Origin of the sequence: Niallia sp. FSL W8-0954, assembly GCF_038005605.1 — a bacterium.
Taxonomy (GTDB): Bacteria; Bacillota; Bacilli; order Bacillales; family Cytobacillaceae; genus Niallia; species Niallia circulans_A.
Map to the genome: position 1 here is coordinate 3,439,392 of NZ_JBBOTN010000001.1, position 15,477 is coordinate 3,454,868.

Genomic DNA, 15,477 nt, shown 5'->3' on the forward strand with positions numbered 1-15,477 from the left:
TACTATCTATTCTTCAGATACTTTTCTTCCATAAATTTGATTTGTTCCAATACAATCGGTTGTTCCATAAATTTTTCCCTAAGTGAATATATTAAACTTTCTAATTTATCCTTTTCGTTATTTTGAACATATGCATCGATTAACAAAGCAGAATAAGCAAAATATTCATTTAAAGGAATAGGCTTCTTCAAACACAGAGTTAATACAGTCTCAAATTCTTCCATATCCATGGAATTCTTCAACATTACTAATTGTGTTAAAGTATTGTTAATTATCTTATGAGCTAATCCACTTACCACATTTTCGTGTTTGTCGTCATCTGATCCGATTTGATTTTCTTGGCTTTGATTCTGGGATACTTCTGCTTGTTCACCCAACATTTCAATCGCAGAAAACTCTTGCGATTCCTCTATATGTTCACTTATAGCAGTCATTTCTTCTGATAGGATTGTTTTTTCCTCTTCCGTTAAATCATTGTCTTCTATATTATTCCAGATCTGTTCCTGTTCCATCTTTTCCACTGACACTGCAACTTCAGCGTACTCGTTAATAGAAAAAGAGATTTCCTCTATTTGATCCTCTTCGGCAATTTCCTCATTTGCTTCATTTGCAGTGGAAAGATCGTTTTCTTCCAGCATTTTTTCAATTTCAGCTAGATAGTTTGTCTCCGCTGGTTCTTTATCTATTTCTTTATCGATAACTTCTTCCTCTATGGAAAGTGAAAATTCTTCATCCAGTTCAACAACTTCTAACTGTTCCATCACATCAAGGTTTATGTCTATGCTCTCGACTGTTTCCTCCTGAATGATATCCTCTTCATTTGTTAAAATACCTTCTCGGTTTACCTCTGGGACATAGGTAATGATATCCCCTTCTTGTTTTACGTCACTCTGGGTAGTTTTTATAGGCTTTATTTCTCGTGGTTCTTGTCTCTTCTCTATAACAGATTCTTCTACTTCTTCTGGCATGACAAAAAGTACTGTTGACCAATTTTTCAACAAAAGATAGCTTGCACTAATAAGGAACAACAGCATGATTAAAATACTTTGCCAGAAAGAAAAGAGCTCCCTTGAAAGTAATCCGATAGCAGAAATACAAAACGCTAATCCGATAATAGTAAACTTCCCTTGATTCGAAAGTCCTAAAGGCAAGATATACAGAATAGGCACAACAAAAATCAAGGACAAAAGCGCCAAAATATATACACTCATTCAAACACCTCCTCTTTTCGAATCATTTCTCTAATCATACGACATTTTTTGTAAATTATCTAAAACTTTTGTATTATTTTTTTGGCATTTTCCATCCTATAATAGCTATTTAGTATTGTATAATAAGATTAGTATTTTTGAAAGCAGGGAAAAAATATGAAAATTTCAAAGCTGATATCTAGTTCCAAAGGATTGACGTTAATAGAGGTCTTATTGTCTCTTACTATCCTTAGTATAATCATTTTAGGTATAATGAACTTTTTTACTCAGGCTTATTCCTATACAAATCTTAATCAAAAAAAAACTGCTGGTATAAATGTTGCTAGAAATGCTTTGACATACATGGAACAAACTACCCAAGAAGACTCCTTTATCAGCATAAAAAATAGAATAGACCATAATAAGGAAGCAACAGGTGAGCTGTTCATCTGCAATAATGAGTATAAAGTAATCTGGAACAAAGATAATCAAGCTTCCTGTACACCTATTAAAATTAATAATATTGATTATCATGTAACCATTAAGCCTGTTTTAGATAAAAATTACAGCAATTTTTTCATTCCTTTAACGGTAACTGTTACATGGAATGTAAACAAAAAAGAGTACAATACTTCCATGGAGGGAGCCATCAAAAGTGAGGATCTTCGATGAAAAAGGGATAACACTATATGAACTATTGGCAACAATCACTATTCTTGCGATCGTATTGCCGGTCATCTATGGTGTCTTTCAGTCTGGGTTATCTTTATATAATAAAATTCAGATAGAAGGACAAATCCGCGACGATGCAGATTATGCCATTTCTATGATGATGAACTCCTTTAACAGTATCCCTTATGACTATGTGACGATAGAAGGTGATTCGAAAATCAGCTTCTATGATACAGAAAAGACTGTATTTGAAAAGAATACTAAAGAGAATTCTTCTTTTTATACTTATGAGAAAGAAAAAATAACACCAGAGAATGCAAAAGTAAGAAGTATTGAATTTGTTGATCAGCAGCTTAAAAGCGAAACGATTACTGCTGTTTCGATCAATAATCAAATTCTAGAGGGGAGCGGGGATTTTACTGGTTCTAAAATAAGGTTGTCCTGTAGTAAAACGGCCCAAGAAGATAAAAATCGTTGCCTTCATGGGTTAATCTATATCACTTTTGTCATTGATCAAGCACGATTAAATCGACCTTTAACTTTAGAAAGTCAATTTGGCTTTTAAGGAGAATACCATTTATGTTCAATTGGAATCAAAAAGGGAACGCCCTAATTACCGTATTATTAATTTCATTAGTTTTCACCACAATAGGTCTTGCAATTGTAGCATCTAGTATAAGCAGTACAAAAAGGGTAGAGACGAGAGAGTCAGATATCAGTATTACGTACGAGAGCAAAAAAGTACTCGAAGAAATAACGTACGAAATGGCTAATGCCTTACAATCCTTACCGTTAGATTATAAGCAGATCGATAACCAATATATCGTGAGTGATTCTTTTGATACACAGCTTGCATCCAATGTTATTATGCCAACATTAAATAAAATTTTAGCAAATCAACCGTATAATGAAGCGATTAGTTGTCTTAGTGTAGTGGATTTAAGCGCTGCTACTAAAGTAGAGATTCCCTCTCATAAAGCGTGCTCTAAAAATACTTACGATTCGGATAGCACTTATTCGATTGATCGAGGATTGGATTTCACCAGAGTGCTAGAAATTATTCTTGTAACCAATAACCCTAACGAAACAGAAGGAGCTATCACGAGAACTTTAAAGAAGCGAGTAATTTTATCTCCCCTTCCTAGCTTTTTGAAGTATGCGCTAGGATCTTATTCTGAACAGGATGATGAAGGACTATTTATTAACGGATCACCTAATGTTAATGGCAATATTTATGCAAATCAGCTTCAAATTAATGATCATGCGAAATACCAGCTAAAAAATGGAAGTAGACAAGAAAAATCATCTCTTCCCCCTTCTATTACCGGTAATATTTATAGTAGTTCTGCAAACTTATTACCAGTGCTGAAAGACAAGAATTTCTATAAAGGAGAAGTACCTTCTTTAAATCATGATAGTCAATTTATTAATATTGATTACAACCGTACTTTTATCCAACGAATGGATACTATGTTAAGAACAGATGATAATTTGAATAGTATAGCTATTGGAGATATAAGTGAAACAGCTAATTTTCCAAGTCTTCTTCAGCACAAAGTGGCTAGTATGGTGAACGATCAACCAAACAGTGCTGCCTTGATTGAAAATGTCCCAGAACAAGAAGCACCTTCTTCTGTATTAGGAGATTCTCTCAAACGACTCTCCAATAGTTTTCAGATTAAGAGTGACAATCATCCATTAGATTTCAAGAACAAAGTAAGCATCAATGGAGATACCGTTATTAACAGCAGCAATTATCCTATTACGTTCGACAAAGATTTGGTTGTTAACGGTGATTTATATTTAGTAAGCAACAACCAATTAAAGTTAGCGGATAATATTTATGTTTCGGGTGATTTACATCTAATCAATTTTGATGGTGAAATGGATTTACAAGGAAATCTATTTGTTGCAGGTGATTTAAATATCGAGTCTGCTGCTGACAATAAAAGTAATCCTCATAACGGTATCAGAATCAACGGAGATATTCTTACAGGGAAGTCTATCCATATCCGTCCTTTAAATACAACCATTTCTTTAAATAGCAATATGATCAGTCTAGATTCATTTACTATAAACGGAGATGAAAAAGGAGAAGAGTCTGGAGAAAATGATATAGTCAAAATTAACTCTGTTGTTTACACATTAAATGAAAGCTTCGTTTCCAACATTAATATTCTTGGCTTGCCATATATTGATAACAGAACAGGTGCCAATCAAGTGGGACAACTGATTTTATTAGCCAAGGAAAAACTGACGATTACAAGGATGAATGAATTTAATCATTTTCATCCAATGAAAGAAACTGGTTTTCCTTATCTTCCAGAGGAGGAGACAATCATCCAACCTTTAAAAGCTTTCTTTTACACGGAAAAAAACGCAGAATTATATGGTGTTGGTTCCCTGTTCTATATTAAAGGTGGCGTTTTTGCAAGAGATTCTCTCGAAATAAATGCAATTCGCGCCAACAGAGAGTTCTCTTCCATTTCTGATATCCCAAATTCAAGGGAAGGAATGCTTTCTCGATTTATCGTTGATTATGACCAAGATGTTTTATTAAGAGGAATAGATGCACTTCCTATAGTGGATCGACTACAAATGATACCGGATGACTTTGTGATTGAATAATTAGTAGTCAGTCTGATAGTGATAATCACAAACCACCTTTCCTAAATATCACAAAAAGCCCGAACAATTACACGAGAGACTATTTACCTCCCTGTAATTATTCGGGCTTAATTTGTGGGATACTTGTGTTCCAGTCTTTGTTCCGCTAGGGTACAAACAATTTACCAGCGTCCATCTCTGTCTTCTCCACTGCCATTATTTCCTTCCTTTTCTTTTACTACTTTGAAAAGGGTAGAATCTTTAGGTTGGGTACCATCTTTTTGCTTTTCTGCAATGGCGGTTATTTCTGCATAACCAACATCCGCTGCTTTCAAATAATATTGACCATCCTGCTTAATTACTTCCACGATATCAGGAGCATTTGACAGAACTTGCTCAATCTCTTTATCTGTTGCATTAGCAGGGTTAAAGATTAAGAGATCATCTACTGCTATAAGCTTGTCATTTGTTTCAGCACTACGTTCGATTGTATAAACTGGCTTCGTAAATGAAATATCCTCTAGTTTTACATGGGGTTCTATAACATGTACTGGAACCCTTTGTACAAGATTGGATCCATCTGTCGTCTTCACAATTAATTCTGTCATTCCTGCTGCATTTCCTATTAAGGTATTTTGTCCAGGAATTAAGCTAGAGATAGATGGATTAGCGACAGCTATATCCAAAGTCTTATTCGTAGCATGATTCGGCTCGACTTTTATCGTAAAGCTCTTTGTACCATCAACGTTCATTTCTATCGGATTAGGCTCAATTGTTATGGAAGTTATCGGCCATGCTATTTTAATCGTTTTTATTATCTCTGTATTATTCGCAAACCCACCAGCTGCTTTGATCGATAGCGTATTTTCCCCTGATGTCTCGATGCTGATATTATCCTCTGGCTTGAATGTTTTCCAGCCAGTACTCTCAGAACCGTTATCGATTTTATAAGCATAAGTCACATTTTGTCCTGGTACTTTCTGGGTTAATACAGTATCAATAAACTCTGTTGAAGTGGAACCACTCTTATAGCGTTTTTTAGTATCCTGTCCAATTAATTCAAAGTCAGGTAAAAAGTGCAAATATGCTTTACTGTTATCTGAATAGGTAATTTCAATGGTTTGGTTTTCAGATTCTTGCGCAAATACCATTTCTTTTACAGGCTTATTAGCAAGATTATAATCATTGGGGTATTCGGTATTAGCTACTTTCTTATTTGTTTCTTGTTCCCTTTTTTCGATTATCCCTGCTGCATCTCCAGTATATTTAATCATTGTAAACTCTTTTAATTGTACTTTCATATTCATCGTTTGTGCAGACGGAGATATAGTTGTGGCATTTATAGGCTGGAAACGAGAATCCTTAAAATATAAGTCTGCTCTTGGCATACTTATATTATTTACAGCATAATTGATCTTATATTCAACTGTTCTATTAATTGTCGAAGGAGTAAAGCTTCCAGTCGAGTAATGAATCTCATTCGGTAAAGTAATAATGGCATATCGACTGCCATCCTTTGTCACTTCTTTCACACTATCTGTGGTGACGATGGATACACTATCTGGCAAAGGTTGTTCGATAACTAAGTTAGATAGCGTGCCACTTACTGTATTATTCACAAGACCAATCGGATTCAGCGTGTATTTGACATTAAAATGATTCGTTTTATCTGATGAATTGCTTGTCTTAATTAAATCATTTAGTTCATTTACTTCTTTTTCTAACATCATGGTCGAAGAAAAACTAGCTGGTGCATCCTCTTTTACTTGGATTGTTGCACTTGTTTTCTTAGTTTGATTATTTCCATCTAAATCTTTATATTGCAAAGTTATATCATCAAATACATACGTTCCCGTTTCACTAAAAGTCAACGGCAAAGCCATATCAATAGATCCTGATGGCTCTTGATTGACAGGGAAAAGAATGTCTTTCTTAATAATGATATCCCCCACGCTATCTGTTGTTACATTTGCATTATCACTTAATTTGACCTTGTTACCAAACTTCGCAATATTTATTTTTATCGTAGCTGAAATAGTAGGTGTATTTACTTTTTCCGAAATCGTCTCAAATATTTTTGCAATAGATTGTTCAGATGCTTGTTGGGCTGTTACGCCTGTTGTTTCGGACAATTTATTCAAATAACTCATATCTACATCCTTGTTTGTTCCAAAACCAATGGAATAGAGTTTATAGTTATTGGCGGCAAGATTATTTACCTCTGTTTCGATATGAGATTTTATTGCTTTTTCCACATAACTTAAACTTGTTGAAACGATAGTTCCATTGGATCTAACAGCTCTAGCAGTGTTATTTGTATAAATAGTATACGTAACTGTATCCTTAACCTGCTTATTTGAACATGATTGCCAGAAATAATAATTTGTGCAAACTTTATCTGTAAATGTTTCCTCCATCATAGAAGAAGTTGGTTCGCCATCTGTTAAAAATACAATATATTTATTAGCATTATTATTGCCGCTTGCCAGCATAGATCCCGCTGTTTGAAAGGACTGAGTATAATTTGTTCCCCCAGTTGCAACAAGGCGATTCGCTACATTATTAATAGTCTTTAAATTATTTCTGACATTATCAGCTGAATTATAAGCATAAATAGGAAAATAAACCATTTTTTCTTTTTCTACATCCGTTGAAAAGGGAATAAATGCAAATCTATCATATACATTTGGATCTTCACTAAAGTAATTAACAGCCTGTGTAATTGCATTTTTTGCACTTTGAAATTTGTATGGATTATAACCAAGCTCGTCCATCGATCCTGATTTATCGAATACAAATGCTAAATCAATAGGAGAACGATTGCTGCTGGTCACTTTCCCTTCCGGTGTCAAGCGAACATCTAAATTTCCTTGTGCTACACCACCGCTTGGTTTTACAATAATATTTTGGGATGGGGTAACAGAAAAGCTAACAGATGGAGTAGTGGTAGATGCATTAGTCTGTACAGGTAAAATGAATACTAAAATCAATAACACGGTGAAAAATTTACTAGCTAATTTCGTTCTCCTCATTAAATTGCACCTCTATTTATAACTCTTTTACTAGTTTTATTTTATAAACGCAATATTACCATCATTATATCAAGTACTTTTGAACTAGTATAGCCTTTTTATAAGGGGGATCAATAATCGCTTTACGATAAAATCTCAAAAAAAAATGAACTTCTCCCAAGAAGTTCAAAGAGCTTTTAATTATTGACTATTCACCCAACTATCAAACAGTTAGGTAAATATACTTTTCTGGTTATTCGACCCTTTTTGCAAGAAGCATTTATTTCACATAACCCGCGACACGATTACGTCCTGCTCGTTTAGCACCCACATATAATGCACGATCCGCATGGCGAATCAATGCTAACGGCTCATCCGCATCTACTGGCGCATAAGCTAATCCAAGGGAAGCAGTAATATTTACATTTTTCACTTGGTGACGATCATCGATATTTTGTTTAATGACAAATGGACTAGAGGCAATTCTCTTGCGGATAAACTCCGCTAAATCAAATGCTTCTTTCTTCTCTATATTGCTTAAGAGGATGACAAATTCTTCTCCACCATACCTAGCAACCAATCCGTGGTCACCAATAAGATTTTGAATTCTTTTGGCGAAACCTATTAAAATCTCATTTCCAGCTTGATGACCATATTGATCATTAATCGCTTTAAAATGGTCAATGTCCAACATAATGAGCACTAGATTGTCCAAATTCTTTTCATTCAATTCAGTGAACTGCTCACTTAAGATTTTATCAAAATAGCGGTAGTTATATAGCTTCGTTAGAGCACATCTTTCACTATTTTCCTTTGTTGTTTCAAAATATTTAGCGTTTTCTAGCGCAATAGCAAATTGGCTGCATAAAAGGTCCAAAACCATTAACTTGATGTTTGCAAATGCCTTCTTCTGTCTGCTTCCCAGCAATAAAACACCAATTACTTTATTATTTTTAATTAGCGGCATACAAAGTATACTTTGAACTCCATCCGGCATATACCCCTTGTTTACCTTCTGCCAATCCTGTTTAGAATGGTATACTTCTGCTTTTTTCGACGCCAACACTTTCCCACATATCCCCTCATTTTCTTTCATTATTTCAGGTAATAGCGGTAATTTCTCTTGCTGCTCCACACGTGATATCATTTCTAATTCTTCATTCGTATTAACTTGATGAATAAACACGAAATCAACTTTAAATAATTCATATAGCTTTTCGATAAAGAAATCGATTGTTTCATTTACATACAAATTTTGAGAAAGTTGATGGCCAATCTCGGCTGTTTTTCGTAAATAATCATTTGCCGTTTGACTAGAATGATATAGCTTTAATATAAGCGATAACGATATAAATGGAACACCGATTAAGATTAAGGCAGCTAGACCAATATATTCATACATGAGATATAAAACAATACCTACCGGATATGTGATAATCGTTGTGATTATTTCCCAAATTAAGTCTTTCGTGACAAACCGTTGCTTTCGCTTATAGATAAAGCGAACAATAAAAAAGATACCCAAAGTATTGAGTAAGAGATAGGAAATAAGATATACAGTAATTAAATAAAATGATTTAAAATTTAAGGCAATATCAAATCCATGTCCCCCTCCGAAACTATAGTAAATAATCCCACTAAAAAAGGAAACAAGGAAAAACATAATCGAATTCATAGGTAAGCGGAATAACGACTTCCTATCTAATTTAGCCTGATAGAGCACCGCTAATAATGAGATTTGTACAAGAATAATTTCCGTAACTAATCCAAAAATTAAGAAAACAGATAAAGTTGCCCATTGCAGAAAAAACACAGGGGTGCCATTTATAATCATCGGCATACTAGCGACAATTGTCATAAATAGTAAAAAAGCAACTAACTCCCAACCCTTATCATAAATTTGCGGAGGGTACAAGGTATAAGAAAACCACAAACCCAAAGGTAGAAGGAGTGTCCAAACTGTCCATATTATTTTTTTGTAGCTTGGATTAATCATCCACTCTCTCCCCCTACCTTTCATCTGTCGGTTAAGTTTATATTTTTATATAACTTTTAATTTATATAGAAACAAAAAAATCGCATCAAATTCTTAAAATTCCCACATTTTAAACCTAATAAATATATACTACCTTTTTCTTTTCTAATAATCTATATTTTTTTGTGCGATATAGTTATTTCAGATAGTTTCTCCAAAATTCCTTTACTTCTGAAATAAAGTACAAAGATCCCGTTATAAGGAACAGGTCATCTACTCTAATCTTTTCCAGTTGCGTGAGAATTGCTTTCTGCCAGTCGCTATTCTGCTCCTTCGATGGATGGTTACTTTCTTCATATAATGTCTTGCTGCTTGCAGCCCTTGGATAGTCAAATGTAACAAAAGTAATTGAAGTTGCCACTTGATCCAATTTAGCAATCATTTTGTCCGTTTTTTTATCAGAAAGTGCTGCAAAGATAATATGTTTTTTCTTATCTTTATAGCGATTAACTAATACATCTACCAGTGCATCGATTCCTTCTTCATTATGCGCCCCATCTACTACGACAAAAGGATTTCCTGACAGAATTTCCAATCGACCAGGCCATTTGGATTGGTATAATCCCTTTCGAATACTATCTTCATTTATGGATTCAAATGTATCCTGCAATATATGGGCACCCATTACAGCTAGTGATGCATTTTCCACTTGGTGCTTACCAAACATGGTAATCTGTAAATCTTCCCATTTAAAAAACATTGACTTTAATTCAAATGATTCACTAGAAGGTGTTGAATGGTATTTATCAATCATAAAGTCCTTATCTAATAGATAGATAGGCGCTTTCCTTTCCATTGCCTGATTTACGATTACTTTTTGAGCACCCTTTTGTTTCACTGCTGCAATAATCGGCGTTTCTGTTTTAATAATGCCAGCTTTTTCAAAGGCGATTTTTTCATAGGTGTCTCCTAAAATCGCTGTATGATCTAATCCTATACTTGTAATAATAGAAAGCAAAGGGGAGATGATATTAGTTGAGTCAAAACGACCACCTAATCCTACCTCATAAATGACAATATCCATTTTATTGATATAAGCAAAATAGTAGAAAGACATCGCTGTAATAATTTCAAATTCAGTTGGTCCGCCAATCTCCATCTGGTCCATTTCTTCGACAATTGGTAATAGTTTATTTGCTAGTGCTAAAATTTCTTCGTCGCTAATTGGTATTCCATTTACGCTAATTCTCTCATTAAATTGTTCGATGTATGGAGAAGTAAAGGTTCCAACTGTTAATCCTGCTTGTTGCAAAATATTTCTTAAATAAGTAACAGTAGATCCCTTTCCATTTGTTCCACCTATATGAACTGTCTTTATCTGTTTTTCCGGATGATTTAGCTTTTCCATCATCATTTCCATTCTTGTTAACCCAGGCTTTATTCCAAAACGCAAACGAGAATGAATCCAATTTAATGCTTCCTCATAATTATGAAACATTGCTACACCCTCTTATAAGATTAATGATTGCCAGTATTTTCTCTAATTAACTTTGGCTAGTATTATGAAAAGTAAATGCTTCATCCATAGAAGAAGGGTGCCTCAAAGGTTTGATAGCGGAGACACCCTTCGTTCTACTATGAAATTAACCTTTTAGTTCATTAATACGTGCTTCAACTGCGGCACGTTTTTCTAAATAATCTTTTTCTTTTGCTTTTTCCTCGTTAATTACTTTTTCTGGTGCTTTTTTTACAAAGCCTTCATTGCTTAATTTCTTTTGAACACGTTCTACTTCTTTATTCCATTTCTCTAACTCTTTATTTAATCGAGCTATTTCTTCTTCCATATTAATTAAACCTTCTAAAGGAAGAATGATTTCAGCACCTGTTACTACAGCCGTCATAGCTTTATCCGGTACAGCAATATCTGTATCAATACTTAATGTTTCCGGGTTGCAGAAACGCTCAATAAAAGATTTATTTTCAAGAAGGGTAGCTTTCACTTCTTCATCTTTAGCTTTTAATAAAATGCTAATTTTCTTACTCATTGGTGTGTTCACTTCTGCACGGCTGTTACGAACAGAGCGAATGATTTCTACTAACAGCTTCATATCATTTGCAGCCTTATCATCTGTAAATGCCGGATTTACTTCTGGCCAGTCTGCAACAGTAATCGATTCGCCAGCATGCGGAAGGTTTTGCCAGATTTCTTCTGTGATAAATGGCATAAATGGATGTAATAAACGCATTGTATTATCAAGCACATACGCTAAAATAGAGCGTGTTGTTAGTTTTGCTGCTTCATCATCACCGTATAATGGAAGCTTCGCCATCTCAATATACCAGTCACAGAAATCATCCCAGATAAAATTATAAAGGACTCTTCCTACTTCTCCAAACTCATAACGATCAGATAGACGTGTCACAGTTTCAATAGTTTCGTTCAATCTCGTTAGGATCCACTTATCCGCAACTGATTTTTCACCTGATAAATCAATCTCATCATACGTTAAACCATCCATGTTCATTAACGCAAAACGGGAAGCATTCCAAATTTTATTCGCAAAGTTCCAAGTAGACTCTACTTTTTCAATACTGAAACGTAAATCTTGACCAGGTGAACTTCCTGTTGATAAGAAATAACGTAAGGAGTCTGCACCATACTTAGCAATTACATCCATAGGATCGACACCATTTCCTAGAGACTTACTCATTTTGCGACCTTGTTCATCCCGAACAAGTCCGTGAATTAATACATCTTTAAATGGTCTTTCCCCAGTAAACTCAATACCTTGGAAAATCATGCGAGATACCCAGAAGAAAATAATATCATATCCAGTTACTAAAGCAGCAGTAGGATAATAGCGCTTATAATCTTCTGCCTCTGTATTTGGCCAGTTTAATGTAGAGAATGGCCATAATGCTGAACTGAACCATGTATCTAATACGTCTGTATCCTGTGTCCAATTTTCTATATCTGCTGGTGCTTCATGGTTTACATAAATTTCACCTGTTTCTTTATGATACCAAGCAGGAATACGATGCCCCCACCAAAGCTGACGAGAAATACACCAATCGCGAATATTTTCCATCCAGCGCATATACGTGTTTTCAAAGCGATTTGGAACAAAGTTAACTTTTTCAGCATCTTTATCTTGCAGGGCGATTGCTTTATCAGCCAATGGCTGCATTTTAACGAACCATTGCGTAGATAGATACGGCTCTACTACTGCACCACTTCGCTCAGAATGACCAACAGAATGCATATGCTCTTCAATTTTGAACAAAACTCCCATTCCCTGTAAATCTTTGACAATTTGCTTACGACATTCGAAACGGTCCATTCCTTCATATTTGCCAGCACGCTCATTCATTGTACCGTCTTCGTTCATTACCAAGATTCTTTCTAAATTATGACGGTTTCCAACTTCAAAATCATTAGGATCATGGGCTGGAGTCATTTTAACAGCGCCTGATCCAAAGTCCATTTCCACATAATCATCCGCAACAATCGGAATTTCTCTGCCTACGATCGGAAGAATTACTTTTTTACCAATTAAATGCTGGTATCTTTCATCTTTCGGATGAACAGCAACACCTGAATCGCCTAACATTGTTTCTGGACGAGTTGTTGCTATTTCAATATATCCAGATCCATCTGCTAAAGGATATTTCATATGATAAAAGGCACCTTGTACATCCTTATAGATTACCTCAATATCAGAGAGTGCAGTTTTGGTAGCTGGGTCCCAGTTGATAATATATTCTCCGCGGTAGATAAGCCCTTTCTTATATAAAGAAACGAACACTTCACGAACTGCTTTGGATAGCCCTTCATCTAATGTGAATCTTTCACGAGAATAATCTAATCCTAGACCTAATTTAGACCATTGGGCACGAATATGACTTGCATATTCCTCTTTCCATTTCCATGTTTCTTCTACAAATTTTTCACGACCAAGATCATATCTGCTTATATTTTGGGCGCGCAGCTTTTCTTCTACCTTTGCCTGGGTAGCAATACCGGCATGGTCCATTCCAGGTAACCATAATACATCATAACCTTGCATTCTTTTCATTCTTGTTAAAATATCTTGTAATGTTGTATCCCACGCATGCCCTAAATGCAGTTTACCTGTTACATTTGGAGGCGGGATTACGATTGTATAAGGCTTTTTTCCTTCATCTGGCTTTGCCTCAAAAAATTTGCCTTCTAACCACCAATCATAGCGACCCTTTTCAATACTTGCTGGATCATACTTTGTCGGCATGGAGATTTCTTTCATTTCCATCCTAATTTCCTCCTAATCGTGTTCCTTTGTACTTTTTAAAGCAAATAAAAAACTCCACTCGTCTTAAAAGGACGAATGGAGTTTGTTCGCGGTACCACCTTTTTTCCAATACAAAATAGGTATTGGCTCTTTAAAAGATGATATCGGATACTGTCCGTCTTTTACTAATAAGCACACCGTTCGCAAAAGAAGCTCGAGGGCTACCTTCCAATGGGTTGAATAGAAATCTCGCAGCTGTTGATTTCCTCTCTTTGAAACAACTTACATTGTACTACTCCCTGTCATTGCTTTAATAATTTATTTTATATATGCTATACTACCGAAAATAACTTAATCTCGTCAATAAGGATTGCCTAAATTTTTTAATTTTATTCATTTCCTTTTTTGTTTGTCTTTACTTTATATACATGTGAAAAAATGGTGACAATTATTACACCCAATAATAATAGACCCAAGTTTTTTAATCCTGGGTCTCTGCTTGTTCCGCAGCATCCTGCTGTGCTTTTTTTTGTCTTTCTATCTCATCCACTCGCATAACAACATATTCAGTATTTTTTAAAAGCCAATATTGTTTAAGCAGCTTTTGAACATATTTTCGTTCATTAATGTCTTTCTTATTTGCTTTCATATATTTCTCACAAACTCGAATAATGGGGCCTGGATGAGCTAAATAACTTAAAAACAATAGCATTTCATCGTATTTTAACGGATTATGCTTAAAGTACGTATATAGCCACTCAATACATTCATCGTTCTGCTTCGGTCCCGTTTTTAATGAGCGTGCGAGAAATGGAAGTAAATCATGACTGGCCGTTCCATACTTAGCTTTTTCAAAATTAGTAAAGTAGCCATATCCTCTATCATCATAAAGAAAATGCTCTGGTGACAGTTTCCCATGAATAATGGAGACTCTTGCCTTTTCATCTTCTTTCGTTTCCTCATACCATTCTTTTAGCTTTGTTTCCGAATAGATCAACGCCTGCCGAATATCATGGTAATACAGACAGAACATTAATTCAAATGGTGACATATACTCTTTACTTTCGCATAGCTCAATAAAGCCATTTAAAAACTCTTGTTCTTTTTCAATATCTAACTGTGTATTTTCAAAATGCTCCTGTCGATCTTCCTTCTCAATTTTCACTTCCTTCGAAGATAAAATATGAAGGCGTGCAAGCTCGCGAAACATTTGCTGATGCTTCCTGGAATAATTCTCTCTTTCCTCATTTGGTAACCAGGGCATTAAGTAGAACAGCTTATTATCATAAAAAATAGCGTATCTACCATCTACAGCTGGATAGATCGGAACAATCCGATTATAGCCTTTTTGATATAGCATTCGAATATGACGGGTGAAATCAGCACCGTGATGAGGATCCATTCGTTTCAAAGCAAAAGTTCCTTTATTACTGTAAATCTTCGCTACTTTTCCGAACTCCTCTACAAAATTCGGTTCGACTGCATATGGCTTCAAAATCGGTGTATACTTCTTTAATATGTTTTGTTCATTCATATCCGCCCACACTTTCTCATAAAGTGAAACTGCCATCTTCTCCGTTTCTATCGATGGTTAGTTGACGATTCGGGCATTTACCATATATTCGATTAACAATCGACTCTGTTTTGTTTTCCTTCCAATTCCTTTCACTCTCTTACCGTTTAAACTTCAAGAATAAAAGACGGGTGAAAAGTCAAGAAAAACAGTCAAGCAGGATTTTCTCCTGCCTGCTGTT

General features: G+C 35.0%; 9 protein-coding genes and 1 other annotated feature. Of the genes, 3 read left to right on the forward strand and 6 right to left on the reverse strand.

What is annotated here, in order from left to right; all coding sequences use genetic code 11:
* Positions 1–2: 2 nt before the first annotated feature.
* Positions 3–1,211, reverse strand: a complete 1,209-nt coding sequence (locus NX902_RS17095) for a hypothetical protein (protein WP_163185460.1) — start codon at positions 1,209–1,211, stop codon at positions 3–5.
* Positions 1,212–1,367: 156 nt separating this feature from the next.
* Between NX902_RS17095 and NX902_RS17100 the strand changes: the two genes are divergently transcribed.
* From NX902_RS17100 to NX902_RS17110, 3 genes are read left to right on the forward strand one after another with little or no spacing between them, the layout of a single operon-like run.
* Positions 1,368–1,862: a type IV pilus modification PilV family protein gene (locus NX902_RS17100; RefSeq protein ID WP_095331557.1), complete on the forward strand. Its 495-nt coding sequence runs from the start codon at positions 1,368–1,370 to the stop codon at positions 1,860–1,862.
* Complete coding sequence (locus NX902_RS17105) at positions 1,846–2,427, forward strand: type II secretion system protein (protein ID WP_095331555.1); 582 nt, start codon at positions 1,846–1,848, stop codon at positions 2,425–2,427. The genes NX902_RS17100 and NX902_RS17105 overlap by 17 nt, the downstream gene beginning before the upstream one ends.
* A 14-nt stretch (positions 2,428–2,441) precedes the next feature.
* The gene (locus NX902_RS17110; protein WP_341160865.1) at positions 2,442–4,490 is read left to right on the forward strand and encodes a hypothetical protein; all 2,049 of its coding nucleotides are present in this window, start codon (positions 2,442–2,444) and stop codon (positions 4,488–4,490) included.
* Between the two features lie 161 nt (positions 4,491–4,651).
* Here NX902_RS17110 and NX902_RS17115 read toward each other — a convergent pair whose 3' ends face one another.
* The 5 genes from NX902_RS17115 to ysxE form a co-directional block, all read right to left on the reverse strand.
* Positions 4,652–7,501 (reverse strand): vWA domain-containing protein, encoded by a 2,850-nt coding sequence (locus NX902_RS17115; protein WP_341160866.1) that lies wholly within the window; start codon positions 7,499–7,501, stop codon positions 4,652–4,654.
* 259 nt (positions 7,502–7,760) lie between these two features.
* The gene (locus NX902_RS17120; protein ID WP_341160867.1) at positions 7,761–9,338 is read right to left on the reverse strand and encodes a sensor domain-containing diguanylate cyclase; all 1,578 of its coding nucleotides are present in this window, start codon (positions 9,336–9,338) and stop codon (positions 7,761–7,763) included.
* Positions 9,339–9,651: 313 nt separating this feature from the next.
* The gene (locus NX902_RS17125) at positions 9,652–10,953 is read right to left on the reverse strand and encodes a glutamate ligase domain-containing protein (protein WP_163185451.1); all 1,302 of its coding nucleotides are present in this window, start codon (positions 10,951–10,953) and stop codon (positions 9,652–9,654) included.
* A 145-nt stretch (positions 10,954–11,098) separates the two neighbouring features.
* A complete protein-coding gene (locus NX902_RS17130) occupies positions 11,099–13,744 on the reverse strand; it encodes a valine--tRNA ligase (protein ID WP_341123065.1) in 2,646 nt (881 codons plus the stop codon).
* 64 nt (positions 13,745–13,808) lie between these two features.
* Positions 13,809–14,038: a binding site (T-box leader), on the reverse strand.
* A gap of 166 nt (positions 14,039–14,204) precedes the next feature.
* Positions 14,205–15,293 (reverse strand): spore coat protein YsxE, encoded by a 1,089-nt coding sequence (gene ysxE, locus NX902_RS17135; protein ID WP_286167700.1) that lies wholly within the window; start codon positions 15,291–15,293, stop codon positions 14,205–14,207.
* Positions 15,294–15,477: the final 184 nt, after the last annotated feature.